The 25628-nt window shown below is 57.5% G+C and carries 26 protein-coding genes and 2 tRNA genes; 14 read left to right on the top strand and 14 right to left on the bottom strand.

The window, feature by feature from the left end; all coding sequences use genetic code 11:
• Window positions 1-142: 142 nt before the first annotated feature.
• On the bottom strand, window positions 143-1525 hold the full coding sequence (locus J2741_RS12740) for a PP2C family protein-serine/threonine phosphatase (RefSeq protein WP_209676302.1): 1383 nt from the start codon (window positions 1523-1525) through the stop codon (window positions 143-145).
• A 256-nt stretch (window positions 1526-1781) separates the two neighbouring features.
• Here J2741_RS12740 and J2741_RS12735 point away from each other — a divergent pair, with 256 nt between their 5' ends.
• From J2741_RS12735 to J2741_RS12720, 4 genes are all read left to right on the top strand, one after another.
• The gene (locus J2741_RS12735; protein WP_245249815.1) at window positions 1782-2270 is read left to right on the top strand and encodes a protease inhibitor I42 family protein; all 489 of its coding nucleotides are present in this window, start codon (window positions 1782-1784) and stop codon (window positions 2268-2270) included.
• Window positions 2271-2627: 357 nt separating this feature from the next.
• Window positions 2628-3179 carry a cupredoxin domain-containing protein gene (locus J2741_RS12730; protein WP_245249814.1) on the top strand — a complete coding sequence of 184 codons (552 nt, stop codon included), beginning with the start codon at window positions 2628-2630 and terminating at the stop codon, window positions 3177-3179.
• A gap of 270 nt (window positions 3180-3449) precedes the next feature.
• Window positions 3450-5165, top strand: a complete 1716-nt coding sequence (locus tag J2741_RS12725; RefSeq protein ID WP_209676299.1) for an outer membrane protein assembly factor BamB family protein — start codon at window positions 3450-3452, stop codon at window positions 5163-5165.
• 318 nt (window positions 5166-5483) lie between these two features.
• On the top strand, window positions 5484-6080 hold the full coding sequence (locus J2741_RS12720) for a class I SAM-dependent methyltransferase (protein ID WP_209676296.1): 597 nt from the start codon (window positions 5484-5486) through the stop codon (window positions 6078-6080).
• A 78-nt stretch (window positions 6081-6158) separates the two neighbouring features.
• Here J2741_RS12720 and J2741_RS12715 read toward each other — a convergent pair whose 3' ends face one another.
• Entirely contained in the window at window positions 6159-6611 is a 453-nt protein-coding gene (locus J2741_RS12715) for an ester cyclase (RefSeq protein ID WP_209676294.1), read from the bottom strand.
• A 192-nt stretch (window positions 6612-6803) separates the two neighbouring features.
• A complete protein-coding gene (locus J2741_RS12710) occupies window positions 6804-7655 on the bottom strand; it encodes a glutaminyl-peptide cyclotransferase (RefSeq protein ID WP_209676291.1) in 852 nt (283 codons plus the stop codon).
• 250 nt (window positions 7656-7905) lie between these two features.
• Here J2741_RS12710 and J2741_RS12705 point away from each other — a divergent pair, with 250 nt between their 5' ends.
• Both J2741_RS12705 and J2741_RS12700 read left to right on the top strand, forming a co-directional pair.
• The gene (locus J2741_RS12705) at window positions 7906-10131 is read left to right on the top strand and encodes a PAS domain S-box protein (RefSeq protein ID WP_209676288.1); all 2226 of its coding nucleotides are present in this window, start codon (window positions 7906-7908) and stop codon (window positions 10129-10131) included.
• A gap of 357 nt (window positions 10132-10488) precedes the next feature.
• A complete protein-coding gene (locus J2741_RS12700; RefSeq protein WP_209676286.1) occupies window positions 10489-11022 on the top strand; it encodes a hypothetical protein in 534 nt (177 codons plus the stop codon).
• Window positions 11023-11181: 159 nt separating this feature from the next.
• Here J2741_RS12700 and J2741_RS12695 read toward each other — a convergent pair whose 3' ends face one another.
• The 5 genes from J2741_RS12695 to hypD all read right to left on the bottom strand — a co-directional run bounded on the left by J2741_RS12695 (window position 11182) and on the right by hypD (window position 15470).
• The gene (locus J2741_RS12695) at window positions 11182-11721 is read right to left on the bottom strand and encodes a hypothetical protein (RefSeq protein ID WP_209676284.1); all 540 of its coding nucleotides are present in this window, start codon (window positions 11719-11721) and stop codon (window positions 11182-11184) included.
• Window positions 11722-12049: 328 nt separating this feature from the next.
• Window positions 12050-12355 (bottom strand): hypothetical protein, encoded by a 306-nt coding sequence (locus tag J2741_RS12690; RefSeq protein WP_209676281.1) that lies wholly within the window; start codon window positions 12353-12355, stop codon window positions 12050-12052.
• A 264-nt stretch (window positions 12356-12619) separates the two neighbouring features.
• Window positions 12620-12691: transfer RNA gene (locus J2741_RS12685), tRNA-Arg, on the bottom strand.
• Between the two features lie 154 nt (window positions 12692-12845).
• Window positions 12846-14150 carry a threonine/serine exporter family protein gene (locus tag J2741_RS12680; RefSeq protein ID WP_209676278.1) on the bottom strand — a complete coding sequence of 435 codons (1305 nt, stop codon included), beginning with the start codon at window positions 14148-14150 and terminating at the stop codon, window positions 12846-12848.
• A 291-nt stretch (window positions 14151-14441) separates the two neighbouring features.
• Window positions 14442-15470: a hydrogenase formation protein HypD gene (gene hypD, locus J2741_RS12675; protein WP_209676275.1), complete on the bottom strand. Its 1029-nt coding sequence runs from the start codon at window positions 15468-15470 to the stop codon at window positions 14442-14444.
• A gap of 44 nt (window positions 15471-15514) precedes the next feature.
• On the opposite strand from hypD, the gene J2741_RS12670 reads away from it, so the two are divergent.
• The 3 genes from J2741_RS12670 (at window position 15515) to J2741_RS12660 (ending at window position 17720) form a co-directional block, all read left to right on the top strand.
• Window positions 15515-16567 (top strand): mechanosensitive ion channel family protein, encoded by a 1053-nt coding sequence (locus tag J2741_RS12670; RefSeq protein ID WP_209676272.1) that lies wholly within the window; start codon window positions 15515-15517, stop codon window positions 16565-16567.
• Between the two features lie 238 nt (window positions 16568-16805).
• Window positions 16806-17525 carry a sugar phosphate isomerase/epimerase family protein gene (locus J2741_RS12665; protein ID WP_209676258.1) on the top strand — a complete coding sequence of 240 codons (720 nt, stop codon included), beginning with the start codon at window positions 16806-16808 and terminating at the stop codon, window positions 17523-17525.
• A gap of 121 nt (window positions 17526-17646) precedes the next feature.
• Window positions 17647-17720 (top strand) — tRNA-Thr (locus J2741_RS12660).
• Window positions 17721-18058: 338 nt separating this feature from the next.
• Here J2741_RS12660 and J2741_RS12655 read toward each other — a convergent pair.
• The 5 genes from J2741_RS12655 to J2741_RS12635 form a co-directional block, all read right to left on the bottom strand.
• Window positions 18059-18403, bottom strand: a complete 345-nt coding sequence (locus tag J2741_RS12655) for a sensor histidine kinase (RefSeq protein ID WP_342452281.1) — start codon at window positions 18401-18403, stop codon at window positions 18059-18061.
• A gap of 315 nt (window positions 18404-18718) precedes the next feature.
• Window positions 18719-19795, bottom strand: coding sequence for an ACR3 family arsenite efflux transporter (gene arsB / locus J2741_RS12650; RefSeq protein WP_209676252.1), 1077 nt, complete (start codon window positions 19793-19795; stop codon window positions 18719-18721).
• A 65-nt stretch (window positions 19796-19860) separates the two neighbouring features.
• Window positions 19861-20229 carry a putative zinc-binding protein gene (locus J2741_RS12645; RefSeq protein WP_209676250.1) on the bottom strand — a complete coding sequence of 123 codons (369 nt, stop codon included), beginning with the start codon at window positions 20227-20229 and terminating at the stop codon, window positions 19861-19863.
• Complete coding sequence (locus J2741_RS12640; protein WP_209676247.1) at window positions 20226-20651, bottom strand: arsenate reductase ArsC; 426 nt, start codon at window positions 20649-20651, stop codon at window positions 20226-20228. The genes J2741_RS12645 and J2741_RS12640 overlap by 4 nt, the downstream gene beginning before the upstream one ends.
• A gap of 19 nt (window positions 20652-20670) precedes the next feature.
• A complete protein-coding gene (locus J2741_RS12635) occupies window positions 20671-21453 on the bottom strand; it encodes a pyrroline-5-carboxylate reductase family protein (RefSeq protein ID WP_209676244.1) in 783 nt (260 codons plus the stop codon).
• Between the two features lie 93 nt (window positions 21454-21546).
• Between J2741_RS12635 and J2741_RS12630 the strand changes: the two genes are divergently transcribed.
• Genes J2741_RS12630 through J2741_RS12620 form a run of 3 tightly spaced genes read left to right on the top strand, consistent with a single transcriptional unit; the run spans window position 21547 to window position 23226 of the window.
• Window positions 21547-21936, top strand: coding sequence for an ArsR/SmtB family transcription factor (locus J2741_RS12630; protein WP_209676241.1), 390 nt, complete (start codon window positions 21547-21549; stop codon window positions 21934-21936).
• Window positions 21937-21941: 5 nt separating this feature from the next.
• A complete protein-coding gene (locus tag J2741_RS12625; RefSeq protein ID WP_209676238.1) occupies window positions 21942-22496 on the top strand; it encodes a nitrophenyl compound nitroreductase subunit ArsF family protein in 555 nt (184 codons plus the stop codon).
• A gap of 1 nt (window position 22497) precedes the next feature.
• On the top strand, window positions 22498-23226 hold the full coding sequence (locus J2741_RS12620; RefSeq protein ID WP_209676235.1) for an aromatic aminobenezylarsenical efflux permease ArsG family transporter: 729 nt from the start codon (window positions 22498-22500) through the stop codon (window positions 23224-23226).
• A 159-nt stretch (window positions 23227-23385) separates the two neighbouring features.
• Here the strand turns inward: J2741_RS12620 and J2741_RS12615 are convergent, their stop codons facing one another.
• The gene (locus J2741_RS12615; protein ID WP_209676232.1) at window positions 23386-23655 is read right to left on the bottom strand and encodes a GYD domain-containing protein; all 270 of its coding nucleotides are present in this window, start codon (window positions 23653-23655) and stop codon (window positions 23386-23388) included.
• A gap of 534 nt (window positions 23656-24189) precedes the next feature.
• Between J2741_RS12615 and J2741_RS12610 the strand changes: the two genes are divergently transcribed.
• Window positions 24190-25038: a polyphosphate polymerase domain-containing protein gene (locus tag J2741_RS12610; protein ID WP_209676229.1), complete on the top strand. Its 849-nt coding sequence runs from the start codon at window positions 24190-24192 to the stop codon at window positions 25036-25038.
• Window positions 25032-25622: a DUF4956 domain-containing protein gene (locus J2741_RS12605; protein WP_209676226.1), complete on the top strand. Its 591-nt coding sequence runs from the start codon at window positions 25032-25034 to the stop codon at window positions 25620-25622. Before J2741_RS12610 ends, J2741_RS12605 begins: the two co-directional genes overlap by 7 nt.
• The last annotated feature ends 6 nt before the right edge of the window (window positions 25623-25628 follow it).

The raw sequence follows: 25628 nt of genomic DNA, 5'->3' as shown, positions 1-25628 counted from the left end.
TTCTGCCTGATGAGAGAGTCCACTACGTCCGTTATGAATGTTCTGAAGTGTCAGGAGGGAACATCCGGTCACCGGTCCGGGGTCTCGGGTAACTTATAGGGAGGTGGTGGAGGATCAGGGGCCTCCGGAAATTGATCTCTGTTCAGAGGCTCCGGATCACCATGAGCGTGATGTCGTCCGACTGGGGCTGGCTGCCCGCATGTGCCTTCACTGCGGAGAGGATATCCCGGATGATGTCGGAGGCAGGCAGATCGTGGGATCCAAGGACGACCTCGCGGAGCCTGGGCACCCCGAACATCTCAAGCGTCGGGTTCTCCGCCTCGGTAATCCCGTCCGTGTAAAGGACGAGAAGGTCGCCGGGAGCCAGGTGTACGAAGTCCTGGAAATACTCGGCATCGTCCATGAGCCCGGCCGCAATCCCGGTAGCCCTGAGTTCGGAGAACATGCCGTCCGCGGCGTGATAGTGGAGCGGAGGATTATGGCCGGCATTCACGAAGGTAAAGGTCCGGGTTTCCGAGTCCAGCAATCCGTAGAGCATCGTTACGAACATGCCCGATTTCGAGTCGTTGCAGATGATCGCGTTCGCGTCCCGGACCGCCTCCGCAGGACTATCCGGGTATCGCATCGCATTGACCCGGACCACGATCCTTGAGAGCGCCATGAACAGGGCCGCGGGGATCCCTTTCCCAGAAACATCGGCGATCATGACCCCGAGCCTCCCTGCGCCGAGCGGGATCACCTCGAACGGGATCACGTCGTAGAAATCCCCTCCGACCTCCTTTGCCATTACGCTCTTCGCGGCGATATCGTAACCTTCGATCTGGGTGACGGTCTTTGGAAGGAAACTCTGCTGGATCTCGGCGGCGATGGCGAGTTCGGTGTTCTTCCGCTCCATCTCCCGAAGGAGGACGTCGTGTTCAGCCTGGGTCTTCCGCTCTTTCTGGAGGTTTCCGATGATGAACGCGAACACCGCCATCCCCGCGGCATTCGCGAGGATCATGGGGAGGGCCACGGTCGAGACCACGGCCACTGCCTCGTCGAACGGGCGGGCGATGGCAAGGGTGAGGAGCATGTGCAACCCCTCCATCAGGACGGCGAAGAGCACCGCGATGGTAAACCCGGCAAACTTCCTCCCGACAGCGAGCCAGATGAGCCCCCCGATGAAACCGGCAAGCACGGTTGAGAGCGAACAGGAATACATCGTGAACCCCCCGAGGCTCATCCGGTATGCGGCCCCGATCAGTCCGGCGCCCACCCCTACCACCGGACCCCCGAGCAGGCCGGCGAGCATCGGCCCGAGGTCGCGGACATTGACGATGGCCCCCATGACCTCGACCCCGCTAAGGGTGCCGTAGACGGACAACGCCCCGAAGACGAGGATAAGGATGAGCTGGACCTTTATCGTCAGGCGCCCTTCAAGGACTTCGGGAAAGAATTTGCTCCGGGTGAGCAGATAGGCGACGACGATGATGACGCACATCATCTGGAGGAGGACCAGAAGGGATGACAGGATGGGGAACTCCATGGCTACGCACTCGTATTATAAAAAATGCACCCGGATCGCAGATAAAGGACCGGGTTTTACGCATTTGGGATCTCTTCGCGTATGACGGAATACCCACCGCATCGGGGAGTCCCGCGTCGGACGTGTGATCAGGCCGGTGACATACGCAGGGGGGGGCCCGGGTATCTCTGGTCTCCGATACCTTGCCCGGTCCCCCCGCGAACAACTCGGAATGCATAACATTGACCCTTGCAAAAATATAGAGGAGGTTTATCTCATGAAGAAATTTGTTGCCGTTACCGGCATTCTTGTCATTTGCCTTGCAGCCATGCTCGTGGCCGGGTGTACCCAGGCCCCCACGCAACCTGCCACTCCGACCGCGACTCCGACCGAAACGAGCACACCCGTGGCTACCACCGCGGTTCCCGAAACGACCGCCCCGACGGTCGAGACCCCAATGGTCTACAACGAGTCCGCCGACGGAAGCACTATCACTGTGCCTGTCGACGGGAAGTTCGTGGTCGTGCTCGCAGAGAACCCCACCACCGGGTATTCCTGGAACGTGACGGTCACCAGCGGGCTCGAGATCACGAACGACACGTACATCGCACCCGAGACAGGCCTTGTAGGAGCCGGCGGGAGCCATCAGTGGGATGTGAAGGCCATCGCCTCCGGGCAGCAGGAGTTCTCAGGCGTGTATATGCAGCCGTGGATGAACGCGACCGGGAACGAGACCACTTTTACCCTCATGGTCACCGTACCCTGATCACCCTCTATTTTTTGTTCGTCGAACGGGAATGATCTCTTCGACATTTCATGCCCGGACGCTCTCATATGTCCCGATGTCGAACCGGATCAGGTCCTTTGAGTACATGCGGAATGCCCGAACTCCCGTGGAGCGAGAAATTCCGGCAGTTTACTGCATGTCGCCGGACCCATCATGTCAGGAGGTTGCGGGAACACGAATTCCATTCCGATGCCGTTCTTCACCCGGCTGATGCTCCCAGGTTCACGAAAGATCCCGTCAGGAAAGAGGTATCTTACTCCTATTTCGGACCTTCCGTTCCCGGTATCTTTTAGGGGGGATGAAAAACGTTATACGGACTGAAGATAATTGGCAGGCATGAGACTCACACCGATGTATGTTCTTCTGGCGGTCCTGATGGTTGGACTGCTGTTTGCAGCAGGGTGTACGACAACAACGCCCCCGACAACCCCGACACCTACCGCCACGTCTACCCCTTCCGCAACCTCCACCCCGTCTGAGACCGTCACGGTGGCAACGACCATTCCTCCGACCACCGGGACCGCGACCATGACCATGACAATCCCCCCGACCACCGCGACGGCGGTGCCGACCACGACCGCTGCTCCGACAGGCGGTTCGGTGACCATTGATCTGATCGCCAAGAATATTGCGTTTAATACGTCAACTATCACCGTCCCGGCCTGTTCAGCAGTAACGGTGATCTTTGATAACCAGGATTCAGGTGTTCCCCATAACTTTGCGGTCTACACGAACTCGGAGGCTTTAACCCCTATCTTCAAGGGCGAGATCATCACCGGGCAAAAAACCATCACTTATACCTTCACGGCTCCCTGTACCCCGGGCGACTACTGGTTCCGCTGCGATGTGCACCCAAGCATTATGTTCGGTACCTTTAAAGTGACCTGATCACACCCCTTCTCATTTTAAAAGCCCTTGAACATTCTTTCGATCAGTCAAACAGAGTATAATCCTCTCCCAGATGGAATACCGATCTTCATGGAATTTTTCATTCCGCTCTGCGCCGTCATCATGATCATGTCCCGGCACTGAAGAGGCAGGAAAAGTTTTATCATATCTGATGAGAGGAGGGATGACTGACGATCTTACGTTCTTCAAATAACTTCGCGAAAAAATAAGCTATTTGAGGGTTATTTTCGGGATCGAAGAGGTATATGAATGAAACCCATTTGGAAAATTACCATTCTCATAGCGGTGGTCGCGGCCTGCATCGCAATTGCCGGATGCACGACCACCAATTCACCGGGATCTGGAACCCCGACCGCGACTCCCACGGTGGGATCCGGGGGTCAGGGTGCGGACTGGCCGATGACGAACTATGATCCGACGATGTCGCGGAGCAGCCCCCAGACGATAATCGGAAAGAATAATGTCGCAAACCTGCAGGTGAAATGGATCCTCAACACCAATTACCCGATTGAAGCCCCTGCACTCATCGTCGGTGACACTGCCTATGTCACCAACAACGCCCTCCAGGTCATCGCCGTAGATCTCACGACCGGGCTTTCAAAGTGGAAGTTCGATCCGGAAGTCTATTACACCGGAACACTTCTTCCGCGGGCGTCATCCACTCACGGGATGACCTACGAGAACGGGATCATCTATACTCCGACCGGGCCGAACGGGACCATCGTCGCCCTGAACGCCCAGACCGGGCAGAAATTATGGGAATCCGACCCGATAGGCACCGGGCCCGCATTCCGGGAGCCAGCTCCACCGCTGATATGGAATAACATCATCATGGCAGGCTCGGCTCTCGGCGATGAACCGCCGTTCGGCGTTGCGCAGAAGGGTTCGGTGACCGGGATCGACAAGACTACCGGAAAGACCCTCTGGACCACCCCGCTTGCCGTCGGAGAATGGGTTACCACGTATCCTCAGGCGAGCCAGAACGGAGGAGCGACCTCATGGACCGGCGGGGCCGTAGACACGGAATTGGGCATTGCCTACCTTCCGGTCGGGAACCCTTCGCCTGACTTCTTTACGGTAACCCGATCACCCGGGCCGAACAAGTACTCGAACAGTGTAGTTGCGGTGAGATTCAGCGACGGGAAAGTCCTGTGGGATACTCCGTTCGTCGCGGAAAATTCGGTGCTGAACATCAGCACGTCGGCACTCCCGGACGCACACGACTATGACTGTTCCTGGGGGACCAACCTGGTGACCGTCGACATGGGCAAAGGACCGCAGAAAGTAGTGATCGGGCATTCGAAGAGAGGCGATGTCATGGCTATGGATGCTGCGACCGGAACTCCGCTCTGGTGGACAAACGTCGTCTTTACCCAGAATGTCGATCAGAACCCGACGGCAACCGGAACCGATACCGTCTGGCCGGGGCCGGGTGCCGGATGCGAGGCGTTCACTGCCACCGATGGGAAGTACGTATACGTCGCCGGCAGTAGCACACCGGTCAGGTTCTACAGCCAGCAGCCAGGCTTCCTCAGTGGTACAGGCGCACTCTCCGAGGGTGGCGCCATTCCGGTGTTCGATGCGATCGACAACGGATATGGAAACGGGACTGTCACTGCCCTCGACCTGAAGACCGGGAAGGTGGTCTGGCAGTACCGGTCGCCGAACCCCACATTTGTCTCCCCCCTGGTGTCGAACGGCGTGGTGTATTCCGGGCGGCTGACCGATACCGGCGAGCCCTTCCCCTATAGCGACTTCGGCGGGCCGAGGTCCACGCCGCAGGTGGTCTCCGGCATCCTGATTGCTTTCGACTCCGACACCGGCAAGATCCTCTGGCAGTACAACCTCGGCGCCCAGGCAAGTATCGGAGGGCCTTCAATCGGAAACGGTTACCTTCTGGTCGGGACCGGAGGAATCCAGGCACCGAACAGCGGGGGATACCTCATCGCCTTCGGGCTGCCGTAACCAGAAATCATATTCTTTTTCTTCGGGATCGTAATATTTCCCTTATGAAGAACGCCGGAAACGTTCGGGAAGAATAACGGGGATGTTCCTGTCCAAAACCGCAGACCTTCATTTATTCACAATTCCGCGAGGCTAAACGATATTACCGTTTAAACCAATTTACCCGCGGCATCTTCAGGCGAATTCTTGTCCGGCCCGATGCAAAAGTGTCCCGTGACCACGTGACGGTTCATATCTCGGCCCGGCTCTCCGGGAATGTCCCGCAGGTTGTTCCTGATGAAGAAGTAATGATATGACGACGGCGAAGGAAGGTGAAGTATGGATTTCTTCAACCAGGCATACAAGGGGAGACCGCCCTGGGACATAGGCCGCCCCCAGAAAGAGTTTGTTGATCTGGTCAGGGACGGGGAGATCACGGGGTCTGTCCTGGACATCGGGTGCGGGACCGGGGAACACGCCCTCTTCTTTGCAGCCAAAGGACACGAAGTCTGGGGGGTCGACTCCGCACCCCTGGCCATCGGGAAGGCGAAGGAAAAGGCGGCAGAGCGGGGACTCTCCGTGCATTTTCTGGTCCATAACGCACTTGAGCTCGCCTCACTCGGCAGACGGTTCGATACCGCCACGGACTCGGGGCTCTTTCACACCCTCTCCGACGAGGACCGGCCGGTATTCGCGGAGAACCTCGCCGCCGTCCTTGTCCCGGGCGGGAAGTATTTCATGCTCTGCTTCTCAGACTTCGAACCCCCCGGGTACGGGCCGAGGAGGGTCTCTCAGGGAGAGATACGGGAGACCTTCAGGGACGGATGGACCGTCAATTACATCCGGCCGGCGACCTTCGAGAGCCGCACCCGCGAACAGGGGCCGAAGGCATGGCTGTCGTCGATCACCCGGTTGCGGGGGACGGGAGAGGAATGAGCCGCCCGGGATGAAGAGTACTCGAAAGAACCGGGATAATCACGAGGCCATCGTGAGCGCAATCCGGAAATACCGTGTCTATCCTTCTGCTCCGAAGACTTTTTTTCCCCTCTCCGTATAGTCGACCAGTCCGAGCTGCCGGAGGAACTCCGTAGAGTCGTCGACCTCTCTCCCTTCCGCGAGCCTGCCGTTCTCCAGCCGCCAGATAAACACCATCTCCATGGCAAGTTTCCTTCCGGTCGGGGGGATGGGGACCCCGGAGAGGCTCCACGCTCCCGTGTGGGTCCCGGTGGCAGTGACCCGGACCCATACCGTGTCTCCTTCTGCGATCATCTCTTCGATATGCTCGTGCCAGTCGGGAAAAGCCCCGAATGCGAGGGAGAAGAGTTGCCTGAACGGTTCGCGGCCGACCTGGTTGTGGGTGTGGTCGGCATAGTCCGGTACTACCAGGTCGTCGAACACAGACAGGTCACGGGCATTGTAAGCTTCGATGAACCTGCGGACGACCGCCTTGTTCTCTTCCGGCGACATAGGGCTTCATCCCTCCCTTGCAGTGCGTGCTATATAGCAATTGCCATAGTTCTCCGGGATCGGTCGTTGGAACGGGGTCGCACCAACGTCCCCGGGAGAATCCGGATACCATTATTCCTTACCCACCGGCTCTATCCGAGGGTCCGATATCATTCTTTCATATCCAGGGTTCGATCCGGGAGAGTCCGGATATTACTGTTCCTTCTCCACCAGTTCGATGTGATAGAGCGTCGGCCAGAGCTTGCCGGTCACGAATAGGCGGTCGCCTGCAGAATCGTACGCGATCCCGTTCGGGCAGTCCTCGTTGATGAACCTGACTGAAGTATTTCCGTACAAGGGAACGATCTCGGTCCAGCCGACCTGCTTCTTCTCATCGGGGGTGAGGATCCCGGAAAGATCGATCCATCCCGAAACCTGGCCGGTCTCGGGCGAGATTATGGCGATCGCATACGAGGGCCAGACGTTTGCATAGACTTCTCCCCTGACATATTCCAGCTCGTTGAGGTTTTTCACCGGGACCCCGTGATCTGTCACGGTGACGTTCCTGACGGGTTCGAACGTCATCGGGTCGAGGAAGTAGATGGTTGACGAACCGTCACTCATGATCAGGCGGGTGCCGTCGAAGGTGATCCCCCAACCTTTCGTGGAATACGGAAAAGTCCCGAGCGGGGTGAGGGTGGAGGCTTCATAGAGAATGCCGAACCCGGAAGTCTCGGTCTCCTGGGCGATGCGGTCCCCGTACACAGTGGCCCCTTCGCCGAACCAGGCGTCCTGCAGGCGAAGTGCCTTTATGACCCCGCCCGTGGTCAGGTTGACCAGCCGTATCGTCGAATTCCCCTGGAGGCCCGTGCTCTCCACGAGCATCCCCTCATAATAGGCCAGTCCCTCGGTAAACGCGAACCGGTCGTGGGGATAGGTGGCGAGCACGCGATAGGAATACACATGGGGAGCCTGCACAGGAACGCCGGAGTCCTGTGACGGAGGGTCCAGATGCCCGGGGTGGAGGAGGACCGTAATAACAAGCAGGAAAAGAAGCAGAATCACGACCGCTGGAAGGGCATATCGCATTTCACTACGGTACTCCTGCCGAGGCTTTACACATTGCGGATTAATCCGAAAAGGACCCCCCCCGGCCCCGGGGTCCTGCTGCCAGGGGGAGATACTAGAGGGGAGGGAAGGTGATTTTAGTCGTTCCCTGACGAGGGAGAAGATCCCCTACAGGGACGGGTAACGAATGACCCTGGAGGGATGAGGAACCGATCCCATTAACATTCACCCGCGTAACGTATTCGACATGACGCTCGCGGACCGGGTCGACGAAGGGATCACCGAACGCCAGTGGCAGCTCGCGATCGTCCTATCGAGTGCCGTGGTCCTCGTCCTCACGCTGTATTTCCTGATCGAGGGGATCAGCACCGTGTTCATGCACCTCTACTACTTCCCCATCATCCTCCTCGCGTATCACTACCGGGAGAAGGGAGTGCTGTACTCGGCCGGGCTCAGCGCCCTCTACCTGCTCATGGTCTTTTACTTCGATTACGCGGACAGCATCGAGATCATCAGCGCATTTTTACGGGTCATCGCGTTCATCGGGGTCGCGGTGGTGGTCGCCTTCCTCTCGACCGGCCTCCAGAAGAAACAGCTCGAATACCAGAGCGTAAGCGAGTTCAACTCCTACATCATCTCGAACGCGAACGTCTGGCTCACCGTCCTCGATGGCACCGGAAAAATATTCGTGTGGAACAAGGCCGCCGAGGAGATCAGCGGCTACTCCGCATCCGAGGTGGTGGGGAAGAACACCATCTGGAGGATGCTCTATCCTGACCGGGACTACCGCAGGACCGTCACCGCCACGATAACCCGCATAATCGGAGAGGAAAAGGTATTCCAGAACTTTGATACGACGATCAGGACCAGGGATGGTGAGAAAAAATCGATATCCTGGAACACCAGGGCTTTTCCAGACGACCACGGGGTTCTTGACCGGTACGTTGCCATTGGAATCGACATTACCGAGAGGAAACTCGCCGAGGAGCGGAACACCGCGGAGCAGGAGCTCGCCACCTCGGTGGCCGAGGGGAAGCCGCTCGACAGGATCCTCTCCCTTGGCCTCGACCTGGCGCTCACCCTCGCGGATATGGACTCGGGCGGGGTCTATATCGCAGATCCCGGGACGCACGAGCTCGAACTCGTATGTTCGACCGGCATATCGGAGGAATTTGCCCGCAGGGTGGGTTCCATCGGGTTGGATACGGAGAAGGGGAACGTCGTACTCAGGGGCGAACCGGTCTACTCTCAGTTCGGAACCGGCGACCTTGCACGGGGGGAAGCCGAGGAACGAGAAAGACTCCGGGCGATCGCCATAATCCCCATATCCCGTAACAGGGAGGTGATCGCCTGCCTCATCCTCGGGTCCCATACGCGGGACGCGGTCCCGGAACGGAGGAGAGGGCCGGTGGAGATCATCGCGTCCTACTTGGGAAACCTCATCATCAGGGTGAGAGCAGAGGAAGCCCTTCGTGAAAGTGAGAAGAGGTACCGCACGCTCTTCGAACGGGCGGCTGACTGCATCTATATCTTTGAGGCGGAAGGGAAGGACCGTGGGAGGATCGTCGATGCCAACATGGCCGCCGCGAAGATGCACGGGTATACCCGGGAAGAACTCCTCCGGATGAAGATCACCGACCTCGACGTTGAGGAGTCCCAGGCCTCCGCACCCGAACGGTTCGCACGGGCGTTGAAAGGGGAATGGCTCACCGGTGAAGTGATGCACCGGCGAAAAGACGGATCCGTCTTCCCCATGGAGATCAATGGCGGACTCCTCGACCTGGGCACGAAACGGTACATCGTTGCGATCGACAGGGACATCACGGAGAGGAAACAGGCGGAGAAGGTCCTCGCCGAGAGCGAAGAGCGGTTCAGGGGCGTGGCGGAGCGGAGTTCGGACGTTATCATCCTCGCAGACATGACCCGGAACGCGACCTACGTGTCCCCGTCCGTGACCAGGATCCTCGGTTACCGCCCGGAAGAAGTAGTCGACCGGCCACCGGAAGATTTTGTCCTCCCCGAAGACCTTGCCCGGGTCATGGAGATCCACCGGAAGATCGCCAGGGGCCTCCAGGGAGAGACTGAAGTCAGGTTCAGGAAAAAGGACGGGAGCTACGCCTTCCTCGGGATTACTGCATCTCCCATCATAAAGGATGGCGAGGTCGCGGGGGTACAGTTGATCGGGAGGGACGTCACGGAGACAAAACAGGTCGATCTTGAGAGAAAGGAGGCCATCGACCGGATAACCCGGAATATGGAGCAGTTTGCGGTTCTTAACGACCAGATCAGGAACCCTCTTTCCGCGATACTCGGATACGCATCCCTCGAAGAGGGCCCGGTCTTCGAGAAGATCGTCAGTCTTTGCTATGAAATAAACAACATTATCACCCGGCTGGACCAGGGATATATCGAGTCCGAGAAAGTACGCGATTTCTTACGGAAACACTACGAGATCGCGGTAAACGGAGATTGAACACACCCTTCGGCACCGGTTCCTTCGATGGACATCTGTGTCAGATTCATCGATAAAGGCGGATCACGCACTTCTCTGAATACTTCCTTGGCGTATCTAATGCGGGAATCAAAGGATTTTAATCGGTCAGGGGTGAATGAGGAGGTTCACGCGAGAACATCCGGATATCTGCGACTCATGATACCGAAATCCTTGCCGCACCAAAATCCCCTATAGAGAAGATATCCATACAAATAACCCGTCCGAATGGGGTTTTATAAATGAGAACAAGGCGAATTCCCTCCGCCTCTTGTATTAACCGGGACAATTATAATAATTTAAATATTATTTAATTCTTAGTCCCACCGTGGAATTCCCATGAAATTTTCGCCGTTAATTGTATCCATATTCATTCTTGCTATCGTAATCACACCTGTTCTCGCCGTCAGTGCGAGCGATCTTATCGCGAAACATCAGACCGGTTCGTCTTTTGCGATCACCATCCCGACCCGGTTCTTCACTGTGAGCCCTACGGAGGTCCCGACACCGCTCGTTACAGGTACCCTGACTGCAGTTCCCTCACCCCGGATCACTCTAACCCCTTATCCGACCCGGAATGTTTCGTCTCTCTTCGACCTCTTCCAGGGCAGGAGTATATTTACCATTCCCACCATTGGTCCCAGGCCGACACCGTCTCCAGGCATTCCCCATGACAGGACACTCACGTGTCCACCTGATAAACCGGTGGGTGAACTGCATCATTGCCTCTGTACATGCGTGTGTTTTGTAGGAGAGGACTGCAGCTGGTGTGTCGATCCCGAAACCGGGTATACCTATCCGTTCGGGGTAGACGATGCGGGAAGAGAGTTTATCATCAAACCGGGCTGTAACGCAAAATGGGCCGATGAATGAAACTCCTCGGCATCATTCACATTTTTTTCAATCTCGGAACACACGGAATCACCTGTCATCTTTGCTGAAAAATCTGATATGAGACGTGCGTGAGGTCGTCCGTCGAGGTACGATTCGAATATGTCTATCGTGCGTCACATTTCGGGGGATCAGGACGCATCACCTCAAGGACTGCACGATCTCTTCGGGAACGATAAGGTCGAAGAGCCCGTGAATCCCGGCCCGGGCGGCGTCAAACCAGTTCACCACACTCTCGCCGGAAACAAACCCGGACGGTCTCTCAATGCTCATGGTGAATATCAGGGTCCACCCCGGGGTTCCGGGTCTGTTATCCATGGAAAACACCGACCCTTCCGTGTCCGGGATCTTCGTACCGATGAGCATGATTTCACTCTTTGCAGTATCGACGAAACAGTTGAATCTCCCGGAGAGGACACGTCCGATGTCTTCGATTCCGGGGAGTTCCATCCCGTCGACCACTGGTATCAGGTCGGTATACTGAAGCGTGCACCCGGTGATCCGGGAAATCTCTCCTGCCCCGTCGATCATATCCGTGATCCGGCCCCTGATGTGCGGCCAGCCCGGATAGGGCCGCGGGACTGTCAGGGTCAGAGGTTCGGCATCGGATCCGCGGGTACAGAGACAGAAGACTTCCTGGACCGGTGACCGGGAAAAGGAATGTGCCGGCGGATTATCCATGAAAAGAACTCTTTCAGATGAGGTATTATTCTATTGTTCTGCCTCTTCCTTGGATCGACGATGCGGCAGATCCGGTGAAGAGGTAAAGGAAGGACGATTTAGCCGGCGGATGGCGCCGGAAGTGCGGGATTCCATGCCGTAATCGGAAATCCTGTCCTTGTTTTTTTTGCATATACCGGTGGTCTCATCTTTGCCTGGTTCCTCGATCGTGCCTTTGTTTTCACGATGCCGGAGGCCGCATCCTTAGCCGGCCCTGTTTCTTTTTTCCCTTTGGCGGGGGTCATTTCATTTACTAGTCCCCGGGTCGCGTTTTTTCATATGCGGGAGATCACATCTTCGACTGGTCCCTGGGTCGTGCCGTGCCTCGGACCGAGGGTCCCTTTGCCCCGAGACCGAGCATCGGGTCATGCTTCTTCTTTTTCCTGACATCGCCGGGTTCGACGTCCGGCTTCTTTGCGAGAAAACATTCGACCGGGTCCTTTCCTCCAGGGCAGGTCCTCTCCCGGAATTCGGTGCACTCTTCGCACACCGGGACCTGTGTGGGAAGCAGCGCCGGGAAGTGGTCTTTCCAGAGCTCCGGGTCGATTTTTCCCTGCTCCAGGAAACGCTGGATATGGCGTGCCGTGTAGTGCATACATACTACATTGGGGGTTTTTCCGTTATGAGATTTAGTGACGGATCCGTGAATGACAGGAACGTCTCACTGCCGGCGGGTAAGGAGTTACACGGAAGGCGGCGCGTATCCTTCTCGAAAAAAGGATATTGCCAAACCCGAAAGCTCGAGGAATGGATCTGAAAAATGCAATAGAATACTGAATCCGTGGATACAAAAGATGAAGCAAAACAAATCCGGTTCTCGTTATCAAAAAGGAATGGAATCGTTACCATTCCATGGATACGCCCCGGCCGGGATTCGAACCCGGGTCAAAAGCTCCGGAGGCTTCTAGGATATCCACTACCCTACCGGGACAAGGCGTGCCTGCATCGCAGGTACCACATAGATAACGCCGGGATTGCTAAAAAAAGTTTGGAAGGATCCCGTTCAAATCGCGAATTTACGGAGGAATTCCGTGAACGCCGCACTTCCTCCGCAGGGGAATTCGTGTGAAATCCACTTCTTCAGGTCAATAAAACCGGGTCTTCCGGTTCATGATCAGCATGGGGAGCAGGCTCCCGAAGACGATCGCCACGGAGATGAAGAGCGTGAGCAGCCCGTTGGATATCATGGAGGCGACGGTGAAGAACGGTACGGAGGTCCCCAGGCGTATGATCGAGGCCATGTCCTGCAGGGTGAGGATGTAGTAATATCCCGGGATGAACTGGACCGATGCCGCGACGAGCGGGATGACCACGGGCAGTTTGATCCGTGTGCAGATGAGGATTGCCAGGATCGTGAGGACCAGCGTGCCGAAGAAGACCCCCGCATACCCGGACCCTCCCTGTTCCACCAAGACGGTGCGGGTCAATCGTCCGACACCTCCGCAGAGCAGGCAGATCAGGAACGCCTGCCGGGGTGCTCTCATGAGCACGCAGAAACTGAGCGCGGCGAGCGCTCCGAGCAGCGTGTATATTATCAGGTCGAGTTCCGGCCGGAAGTGGAAACCCGGACTACCCGCCGGCGGGGAATAGAGCAGGAGCACGACGAGCAGGCCGACCGACATGATGGCGAGCACGGCGAAGAACACCATCAGCCGGGGGATCCCGATGTGCATGTGGTTTCGCATGATCTCCCAGCCGGCGTTGATCAGCTGGAAACCCGGGATAAGGAAGATGCAGGGGATAATGAGCGATACGAGCGGCGTTCCCGTGGGGATGACCTGCGAGAGCAGTGCCGCGGAGATCGTCGCGACGAGGGTGGCGGTGAGGACCCCGATATAGTAGTTGAACTCGTATCTCACCACCAGTTCGCGGGTCAGCCCGGCGAGGAGTGCCGCGATGCTGATGATCACCAGCGCCCAGGCATCGGCCCGGTTGAAATAGCCGAAAATCGCGGTGAAGACGACGAGGGCGATCATCGGGAGAAGGAAGGAACGGACCTCCCGTTGCCCGAGGTCCCGGAGATCCCCTGTAACCCGGTCCGGGTCCACCCTGGAAGGAAGGGAATGCAGGTATTCGCTTATTCCGAAAAGGGCCTGGCCGTTCATTCGCGTCGGGAGCGGGAACTGCCGCATGCCGACCCGCTGCTCCCCTTCCCGTTCGAGAGAGATCACCAGGGCCTCGAACCCAAGGAGGACGTGCATCCGGCCACCCCGGAGCTTCTCGTTCAGGACGGTGAGCGAATCGAGGATCCTCTGTCCCGGCGACCCGGCGGAGAAGAGCGTGGTGCCCAGGTCCAGTTCAGCGGTGAGTATCTCTTCCAGAGATGCACGGTTATCCGATGCGGTTCCCGTCACTTCTCTCACCGGGCCAGCCCGGTCCGTTTCATCCATGCGTTCTCACATCCTTGTCCGGTGCGGCAGCAATACACCGGGACCTTCTCTGGATCAGGAGTTCCTTCTTATTGCATTTTCGGAGGGAACTTGTCCGATGATAAAGTCCTTTTACATCGGTTCGTGCGCTGCAGTATAATATTGTTGCAAAACTGATGTTCGCGAGGGGATCGGACAGGGATCTCCCGCACACTTACGGGGAAAACCCGATCAGGACGATCCCCGTTTCAGCGGGTTTCATCGCCGCCGACGAGGCAAACGATCGGGAATGAGAAAAAAATTGACCCGGCTTCACGCCTTTTTCAGCTGGTAGGTGTGCCAGATCTTGCAGGCGCCCTCGTGGCTCACCATGCAGGGCCCGACCGGCGTCCTGGGGGTGCAGACCTTCCCGAAGAGCTTGCAGTCGTCGGGCTGGGCGATGCCCCTGAGCACCTTGTCGCAGATGCATGCGGTATGCTTGTCGACGTGTTTAAACTCGATACCGAACTTGATCTGGGCGTCGTACATTGAAAACTCGGGCCGGAGTTTCAACCCTGATCCTGGTATGACCGGGAAGCCCCGCCACTCAACGTCGCTCGGTTCGAAGACCTGGTACATAAGGTCCATCGCTTTCCGGTTTCCTTCCCGGCAGACCGCCCGGGGATAGGCGTTATCGATCCGGTGGGCGCCTTCCCGGACCTGCTGCACCAGCATCAGGAGCCCAAGGAGGATATCGTCCGGTTCGAAACCGGCAACCACCTGGGGGACCGGGAACTGCTCGTAGTCCGCGTACCCGGTCACGGTGCAGACGTGTCCGGGGAGCATGAACCCGTGCAGGGAGGCCTCGCCCTGTTCGAGGAGCCACTTCATCGCCGGGGGGACCAGCCGGTGGCAGGAGAGAATGGAAAAGTTGTCCGGCGGCCTGGTGAGGAGGGTCGCCGCGACGGTGGGAGCGGTGGTTTCAAACCCCACCGAGACGAAGACTACCTCTTTCTCCGTGGAACGGGCGATGTCCACCGCCTTGTGCACGCCCTGGACGACCCGGACGTCCCCGCCGCTCGACTCGAGGGAACCCCTGCTTCCCGGAACCCTGAGCAGGTCGCCGTAGGTCGCGACGATGCAGTCACGGTCTACCAGTTCGAGGGCGGCATCGATCTCCCCCTGGGGGGTGATGCAGACCGGGCATCCGGGACCCATCACGATCTTCAGCTGTTCGGGGAGCACGCTGCGGATCCCGTGCCGGGCGATGGCGGCCTCGTGGGTCCCGCAGATATGCATGAAGGTCATGTCCCTGTCAACGAGATCATGAATCTTTCGGGCGATCTCCTTTCCTACTGCCATTTATGAAGTTATTATTAACCCGGTTCAATGATAATTATAGTGATATGGCAACCACTACGGTATTCGGCCTTTCCGGGGACCTGGCCGCCCTGGTGGTCTTCATCGTCGGCCTCGTGACCGCGTTCATCGTGTACGGCATCGTCCGATGGCTGAGGAAAAAAGCCGAAGAGACCGAGAATGTCCTGGACGACATCATAGTGGCGGCGTTCGGGACCCCGGTAGTAATCGCGATAATCGTGGTCACGGTATACTTTGCCCTCCAGGTGGCGGACCTGCCACCGTCATGGCAGTTCGTGCTCGACAGCAAGTACCTGAATGTCGTCTGGATCATACTCGGCGGATGGATCGTGGCCACATTTCTCCACAATGCCCTCGTGGCCTACGGGCACCGCCTCACCTCCCTGACCGAGAGCGATATCGACGACCGGATGGTGGCATTCGCGGAGATTGCCGCGAAATACATCGTCTGGTTCATCGTGTTCCTGCTGATCCTGAGCGTGCTCGAGATCGACATCACCCCCCTGCTCGCCGGTGCCGGGATCATCACCCTCGCGATCGCGTTCGCCGCCCAGGATATCTTCGCCAACTTCATGGGTGGTGCGGTCATCGCGATGGATAAGCCGTTCAAGGTGAACGACCGGGTCAAGATCGACGAGTATTTCGGGGACGTGACCTGTGTCGGGACCCGGAGCACCCGGATCAAGACCCTCGACAACCAGATCGTCATCGTCCCCAACAAGAAGATGCTGGACAGTTACGTGGTCAACTATGCCCAGCCCGACTCGAAGATGAAGGTCCGCATCCCCATCGGGGTCGCATACGGGACCGATGTGATCCGGGTAAAGGAGATCCTGCTTGAGATCGCACGCGAGCAGGCGGAGAAGATCCCGTATATTCTCACCGACCCGGCACCGCTGGTATATTTCCTGGAGTTCGGGGCTTCCAGCCTTAACTTCCAGCTCGTGCTCTGGTCCAATGATTTCTCCCTCACCTGGGAGGTACAGGACGCGATCAATGTTCGAATCGCGCAACGGTTCGCTGAGGAAGGAATCGAGGTCCCGTTCCCCCAGATGGACGTGCACCTGAAGAGAGAATAATCCATTTTTCGGGTTATTCTGTCACTATCGTTTCACATACGCCGTCACTTCAGGGAGAAGACCGGTACTCGAACGGACGGTCACTCCGGACCCGCAGGATTTCTCACGGCGAAAGAGAAAAATCCGATTATGCATTGGATGTTCCGGACCCTGAGGCAGGCTCCCGGCAGTCGCTTTATTTCCCGATCGGATCATCCCGGATCACAATATTTTTCCCTGCACGTCCCCACGATCGCTTATGTTCGGGGTCTCCACCTTCTGTCTCCATAACCAGCCCCTCTCCGCCGCCCTCCATGAACTGGGAAAGATAACCCGGTACGTGGAGATCATGGACGAGGGGCTCCACTTCCTCGAGGACTCCTCTCCCCTGGCCTCCCATTCCCTCCATTATACCCTCCATGCCCCTTCACGGGGTGTGAACATCGCGAGCCTGCTCGAACCGATCCGGAGGGCGAGCGTCGAGGTGACCGGGCAGTGCTTCGAGGTCGCAGCCGACGTGGGTGCGTCGGTCATCGTCCATCCCGGTTATTTCGCCTGGGAAGAGGAGCGGCCGCGGGCCGAACTTCAGCTGAAGAGGTCCATCCACGACCTCACCCGGATGGCCGACGACCTCGGGATACAGTTCTTCCTTGAAAACATGGGGAACTGGAACTATTTCTTCCTAAAGACTCCCGATGAGATGCCCCTGCTCGACGGCACCGGGTTTGCCCTCGATGTCGGCCACGCACACCTCAACCACTGCCTCCCGGCATTCCTGGAGTACCCTATCCGCCATATCCACCTCCACGACAACGACGGGAAGGAAGACACCCATATGCCCGTCGGGGCGGGGACGATCGATTTCCTTCCGGTCATGAAGGCCGTGGAACGGGAAAAGATCATCCCGGTGATCGAGGTCGATACCCTGGAGGGGGTCCGGATGAGCATCAGTGCGCTCGACCGGCTCTCCCGCGTCTGAGCGCGGGACCGCCCGCGGGCTTATAAGGCTATCCCCTGTTTCGCTCAGGGAGGACAAAATTTCCCGGGCTGTTTCCGTAATCTTTTAAACCGAATACCTCTAACTGTAGTGGTGCACTTGTGCCTATGTGACACAGCCCGGCAGTGTGCCTCCTTGGTAAGGAGGAAGCCGCGAGTTCAAATCTCGCCATAGGCTCTTTTCACATTTTCTTACATTCTCCAGACACTTTTCCTCGCGCTGGTTTCAGGACTGACGATTCGAGTAACGATGCTCATTACCCTGAATAATTTATCACCAAACAGGATTTGGACATGCCCTGTCTTCTTCCAGGAGAAATTTCACGTTTATCGCTTCCGATACGCGATATCGCGGGAGAATGGAAGAAGCGGCATTGCAAAAAATGGGATCCTCTGGAAGTGGCAGCAGTCAATCCCCGGGAAACATCACCGGGAAATGATATCATCGAAAAATGCCTTTCCGCTTAATTCGGAATATCGTAAGCGGACACCCGGCAGATGACCCCCGTTCTTTTCTCAGTTCCTGTCGGGGATCGTGAAGAAGAAGGTGCTCCCGTCTCCGGGTTCTGATTCCACCCAGATACTGCCGCCGTGTCGTTCTCTGATCCGCTTGCAGATGGCAAGTCCGATACCGGTACCGGGATATTCACTCCCCGGATGCAACCGCTGGAAGATCTCGAAGATCCTCCCTTGGTATTCCGGGTCGATCCCGATCCCGTTGTCGCGGACCGAAAAGATCCATTCCCCCTCTCCGCGGGTGCCGTCGATGGTCACGACCGGCACTGCGTCCTCCCGGAATTTGATGGCGTTGGAGATAAGGTTCTGGAACACGAGCGCGAGCTGTCCGCGGTCTACGGGGATTATGGGAAGGTGACCTGCCTCGATAACGGCATTATTTCACGACTGTCGCGGTTCCACCTTCGAATGCCTCCCCGGGATCCCAGACGTTATCCGGCAGTTTCACCCGCGACAGCATGACTCCGGTGTCAGGCGCAGGTATTCAGGTTACTCTGCAGAAATCCGGTAGTTTCAGGTTGAAATCCACTCGCGATAAGCGTTGTGTTTACGATTTGCTGGTTGAATGCACAGGTTCTTCCCAAAAACCCGGATGGCGTAAAACCAGGTCTTGGGATCGCCTGATTGCTCAGGCAGGGATCCCGGAGAACTACAAGCTGGTTATTCCTGGCAGGATGTCGGACAGGATTCTCCTGACTCAGGGAACCAGCGTTTCTTAAGGTAGAGCGCGACGTCGACCAGGCTGATCAGTACCGGGACTTCGATAAGGGGGCCGATGACCGTAGCAAACGCCACCATTGAACCGATCCCGAAGACCGCGATCGCAACGGCGATGGCGAGCTCGAAATTATTCGATGCCGCAGTGAACGAGAGGGTCGCCGACCGCGGATAATCGATCTTCATCTTCCACGCGAGCCAGAAACTTGCAAAGAACATGATCAGGAAGTAGAATGCGAGAGGTATCGCCACCCGTACCACATCGAACGGCAGCGCGATGATGTACTCTCCCTTGAGGGAGAACATCACAATGATGGTGAAGAGCAGGGCAATCAGGGTGATAGGCGAGATTTTCGGGATGAACGTCTGCTCGTACCATTGTTTCGACCTCCTCCGGATGAGCACGAAGCGGGTGACCACCCCCGCGATAAAGGGGATCCCGAGGTAAATGAAGACGCTCACCGCAATCTCTGCGATACCGACCGGGACCGCCGCACCCGATGCGATCCCGAGAACTACCGGGAGATAGGTGATGAAGAACCATGCGTAGACCGCGTAGAAGAAGACCTGGAAGATCGAGTTGAGCCCCACGATCGCCGCACAATATTCGCAGTGCCCGCCGGCGAGGTCGTTCCAGACGATGACCATCGCGATGCAGCGGGCGATTCCGACCAGGATCAGGCCGTACATGAGCATGGGCTGGTCCCGGAGGAAGAGCACCGCGAGAAGAAACATCAGGACCGGCCCGACGACCCAGTTCAGGAACAGGGAAAGCCCGAGGACCTTCCTGTCCCGGAAAACATTGCCGAGTTCCTCGTACCGGACCTTCGCGAGCGGGGGATACATCATGAGGATGAGCCCGAGTGCGATCGGGATCGAGGTCGTTCCTATCGAGAGCCCGGTGATGACCCCGGTCACCGCCGGGGCGAAGTAGCCGATGGCCACCCCGACGGCCATTGCGAGGAATATCCACAGAGTGAGGTACCGGTCCAGGAGCGAGAGCCGCCGGGTCGCCTCCACGAAGGTCAACCCCCCCGGAAGCGCCGTTCGGGACCCGTTCCTGACTGTTGCACAGCGTTCATTTCTTACGGCCGCCCCCGGCCCATAGTCTCCAGCAGACCGCTCACCACGACCTCGATCTCAGCATAGCTGACCTCTGCCATGCCGTTTTTCTCAATCCCCAGATCGGTGATGATAACCTCCGTGCCTTCCGAGACACCTGCCGCACGGAGTTTCTTCGTAGCGCAGCAATCACCGCACCCGTTGAGGATGATCAGATGTTCCGCTTCGGTGGCCTCCGCCGCGAGCTCCTCGGGAGGCCGTGCCGCCCGGACCCAGGTAACCCGCCCCGGCCTTCTCATGAGCAGCGCCTGCGCCGCCTGGGAACTGAGTTTCCCCGTGTTGGAGACCCCCGAACAGGTAAGGAGGGTGACGTGCGGGTTCCCGTCGCTCATTTCATCTTTCCTGCGTCGCCGAAGTACCCGTCTATCCAGGAGGTGATCCGGTCCCTGACCTCGCGGAATGCCGCGACGCGCTCCTCCGGGGTGCCTTTCGTTCCTGTGGGGTCGGGAAACTCCGCGTGGATGTTCTCGTTCGCCCAGGGGAAGAACGGGCACGCGGCACGGGCGGAATCACAGACTGCCACGGCGACGTCCATCTCCACGCCGTTGAACTCGCTCAAATTTTTCGACTTCTGTCCCGAAATGTCTATACCGATCTCCTTCATCACCTCGACCGCCATCGGGTCCAGCGGGCCGGGCTCGGTCCCCCCGGAGAACGGTTCGTACCGGTCTCCGTACCGGGCCCTGAGGTACCCTTCGGCCATCTGGGAGCGGGCCTTGTTGTGGGTGCAGATAAAAAGGATCTTCTTCTTCATGACGTACACCGTGTCGTGATTATCCTTTGAGTTTCTGGTAGAGTCCCGGAAGACGCTTCCGGTACATCCCGGTGATCGCCGGCTCGTCCTCCGCGAGAGGCCGGACAGGGACAAGGTCCATGACCTCCTCCGGAGAGAGGCCGGGGGAGGTCATCGCCGCGATCGCACCGGCAGCCATCTTTTCCACCGCCTCGGCGGCCTTCTCCGGGGCGAGCCCGAAGGAGCCGGCGACCTTCTCCAGTTCGTAGAGCTGGAACCAGAGATAGGTCGGTCCCATTGCGGTGATCACCGCGTACGCTTCCAGATCTTGTTCCGGTACTTCGGGAAACCCGCCGAGCGGGGCGAAGAGCGCCCGGAGCCGGGCCCTGCCCTCGTCCGGGAGTCCCGGGGAGAAGCTGACCGGGTTGTACCCCGTTCCGATTATCGAGGGGGCATTGGGGATGACCCTCGCGATACGGGAAAACCCTCCGAGGGTCCCGGAAATGTGCCTCGTGGTGATCTTCGGGACGAGCGAGACCACGATCGCGTCTTCCCTGAGATGCGTCCCCAGCGAAGCGAGCACTTCTCCCACGGCGGGCGGATGCACCGCGAGCACAACAATATCCGCCCGTGCGACGGACGAGCCGCCTGGCGGTAACGGGCTGATTTGCGGGTACTTCGCAACGAGCGTGCGAAGCGTCTCCTCCGAGGTGTCACAGACGGCTACATCCATTTGAGAGAGAAGTCCTGTCTTGTCCCATCCCCCGAGGATGATGCGGACGACCCTGCCGCCGCCGATAAACACGATGCGCAATCTTTTCATGCAATCCATACCCCTGATTTCTGTTTCAATTTTTATTGAAACGTGGTGGCGGTAACTATATCAGTCTTTCTATTTCATATTATTTTGAAACAAATGCCTGCACGCAAATCTGCACCGAAGGGCTGTGAATCCTGTGCGATCCGGGTAGACATTCCCGAAGAAGTCCGGGCAGAGCTGGACCAGATCGGCGGGGTGGAAGGATTATGTTCCCAGGTCCTCCCGGAGGACCGGTTGAAATTCCTGACCGGGATGTTCCATGCCCTCTCCGACCCCGTGCGCCTGAAGATCCTCCTCCTTCTCCGGGTCCAGCCCCTCTGCGTGTGTGTCATCAAGCAGTGTGTCGGAATTGCAGACTCAAAACTGTCATATCACCTGAATATCCTGAAAGAAACCGGTCTCATCGAGGGGAGACCGGAGAAGAACTGGATTATCTACCGGCTTACCGATACCGGTGCACGATACCTGGAGAGTCTCATGAAATGAACAAAATGAATCCGGAAAGAAAACGACCCGGGGTGTTTGCGACACTCTCCGGGAAGACCCTCCCGGTCCTCTGCGTCATGGTTGCCCTGGTGGTCGCGACACTCTTCATCGCAGGGTGCGTATCGGATGCCCCCGGCAGTGATATCGGCCCGAATCCGGGCTTGAATGTTTCCTCTATCGAATCTTCCGGAGGGTCAGGCTCCGACCTTCCCGTTCGGGCGGACCGGGTAGAAGTCTATCACTTCCACCGGACCCAGCAGTGTTATAGCTGCACCACCGTGGGGGCCTATGCCGAAGAGACCGTAAAGACCAGGTTTGCAGGAGAACTGGAATCCGGGAAGATCGTGTTCGGGCACATCAATATCGAATTGCCCGGGAACCGGGACCTGGTCGAGCGATACGGCCCCACCGGTCCGTCGCTCTGGATCGGCGTCTACGATGAAAACGGATTTCATAAAGAAGAGGATACCCGGGTCTGGTACAAAATCGGGAATAAAGACGATTATATCGGCTATCTAAGCGGGATTATCGCCAAGAGACAACACGGGGACTTCTCCTGAAATGGACTTCATGAATTTCATGGAGACCATGGGAACGAGTGGCATTCCCCTCGTTGCGGCGTTCTTCATAGGGCTGATGATGGCAATCAGTCCCTGTCCGCTGGGAACCAACATAGTGGCGATCGCCTACGTGTCGAAGAACATCGGCGACCCCCGGCGCACCATTCTCGCAGGGCTCCTCTATAGCCTCGGGAGGGTTGCCGGTTACGTGGCCATCGCCGCGGTCATCGTGCTGTTCGGGCTGAATATCCAGGGCATCGCCCTTTTCCTGCAGAAGTACGGGGAACTTCTCCTGGGACCGCTGCTCATCGTCATCGGGATCCTCATGCTGGACATCATTCCCTTCCCGGTCATTGTACGGAAGCGTTCGGGAGAGGGCATGATGAGCAGGGTCGCCGCCCGGTTCTCATCGCGGGGGATCCCCGGGGCGTTTCTTCTCGGGCTGCTGTTTTCACTGAGTTTCTGCCCGTTCAGCGCGGTGCTGTTCTTTGGCATGCTCATCCCGCTCGCACTGAGCACCGGTGACGCCCTCCTGGTCCCGACTGCATTCGCGATCGCGACCGCCCTGCCTGTTATCGCGTTCTCGGTGCTGCTCGCTACGAGCGCGTCCCGTGTGGGGACGGTCATGAAGAAACTCACGAATGTCGAGTTCTGGATCCAGCGGGGGGTGGCCCTCGCATTCATAATCGCGGGAATATACTCTACCTTTCTTACGTACTATTATGCTTAAAACCGGAAGGTCTGACCCGGTCTTCTCACCCCTTGTCGACTGCGGGGTCCTCTTCGGCGCGAAGGTGGCGTTTGTCCTCGCGGCCCGTTACGATACAGATGAGAAACCTGGTGAAAGGCTTAAAAAAGGAATAAACGCGGTGAAAAAATCAGTGAACGGTCACACCGGTCCGGCCGGGCTCGACCCGTCCGCCGGGACTGCTACGAGCGTGTCGATCTTCATCCGGTCGGCCCGTTTGAGTACCATGTTGATCGCCGCTTTCTCGTCCGGGGCCTCGAAGAGTACCACGGTATCGTATTTCCCAAGCGTCCAGTAAATCCCCCGGTAGGTGATCTGACCCTTCGTATCCTCCTCGATGTCCTTCAGGTTCTGCTCGACGACGTCCTTCGTAAGTTTTTTCGAGAATTTTACCAGTGCGATAAACAGCATCGTTCACCTCGTCCTGTTCCACAAACAGGATTCTGTTCACCAGTTGTCTACTCTCGCATATATTGAGTTCCTATTGTGCCTCGAAACCCCCAAATATGTAAAAATACTAAAACTAATAGTAAAGTATATTTAACATAATGTTAAATCATATCGGCATATGCACGCCGTCGCAGTGAAGAGACCACCCGGGAATCAACGGGGGCCGTTTTGTATTCCGGCATCCCCCGCCCTTATCCCTCCCGTTCCTGCTCTCTGCCGCGGGGATACCGCTGTGAACTGCAGGGATGGCGAGAGGGAAACAATCCGGGTGAATCATGTGATTGTACCTGGTTTGTCACAAAGAGTCCCGGCCCGAGCATGGTCCGGTTCACTCAGGTATGGATTCATGAAGACGACCCCTTCGCCAGGGAGAACACGGGGATCCAAGTCTTCCCCCGGACATCCCATGGACTGCCGCCCAGTCTCCTGGCCGGCAGGGTTACCCGCGGAAGGGTCCGGGCAGGCGACCAGTGAGGTCACAGGAGGTCGGATACCTTGCAGGAAGTAGTCGCACACACCGGTAACCGGCCCGTCAATGAACGACTGGTCTCTGACCCCGGATTCACACCGGCTCTGCAGATCCAGGACTGCCTCGGGGAATTCGAACGCATCTCCCTCGGGGAGCTCGACGCGACCAGAGCGCTCCTCCTGACCAGGATGGAACGCAAGCACCTGATGTCCGTTTCACAATGCGGTGCGCTGCTTCGCAGGATACGAGGATCCTACAGGGTCCTGGAGGTCCAGGACACGAGGGTCAGCAGATATGAGACCCTGTATTTCGATAACGCATCGTTTGTCACGTATATCCAGCACCACAACGGGAAAGGAAACCGGTACAAGCTCCGGTTCCGCCATTACGAATCGTCCGGGGACACTTATCTGGAAGTGAAGAAGAAGAGCAACAGGGGCTCCACAGAAAAGACCCGTATCAGGACCGGCTGGCCGGTATCAGGATTCCTGCCCGAACACCTGGATTTCCTGAAATCTGCGTTTCCCTATGACTGCAGGGAATTCCGCCCGGTTCTCCTCACCGAGTACGACCGGTTCACCCTGGTTTCGAAGACCTCGCCCGAACGCATCACGTTCGATACCGGCGTGTCCTTCTGGGACGGCCGGAGAACAATCTCGTATCCTGACCTTGTCATATGCGAGGTAAAATTTGAGAAGGGAACGAGGAACTCCCCGGCACTCTCGGAACTGCACGACATGGGTATCAGGAAACAGGGGTTTTCGAAGTACTGTATCGGAGCATCGCTCCTCTATGACCGCCTGAAGCATAACCGGTTCAAACCGACACTGCTCTCCCTTTCAAGGTTCGCCCCGGCAGGAGGGGTGTCATGTTAAGCGACCCGATGTCACTGTTCCTGGCAGGGTTCGGATTCGCATTCAACTTCGTATCTGCCTTCATCATCGTCCGGCTCGTGTACTACACCCGCGGCCGGAGCAATAACTACGTCTTTACCTTTCTCGCCTTCAACACGGTCATCTATTTCATAATGGGGCTGTTTACCAGCATCGAACTTTCCATCGGGACGGGATTCGGCCTTTTCGCGCTGTTCTCCATCCTCCGCTACCGGACAGAAACAGTCCCGATCCGGGAGATGACGTATCTCTTCGTGATGGCGGCATTGCCCATCCTGAACTCGGTGCTCTGGGGGTTGGGAGAATACGACCGGCTGCTGATAGTCGACGTCATCATCATCCTGACCATCTGGATACTCGACCGGGCCTGGGGATTCAACCGTGAACACTTCCAGATGAATGTGAAGTACGAGAAGATCGACCTGATAAAGCGGGAGAACCGCGAGGAGATGCTCCGGGACCTCACCGAGAGGACAGGTCTCATCGTCCACGATTACGAGGTCCTGAAGATCAACTTCCTGCGGGACGTCGCCGAGATTAGGATCACCTATTCCAATCCAAAATAATATTTT

The organism is Methanolinea mesophila (assembly GCF_017873855.1).
GTDB classification, from domain to species: Archaea; Halobacteriota; Methanomicrobia; order Methanomicrobiales; family Methanospirillaceae; genus Methanolinea_B; species Methanolinea_B mesophila.
The sequence above is the reverse complement of the archived record's forward strand: the minus strand, read 5'-3'. Positions and strand labels throughout refer to the sequence as shown.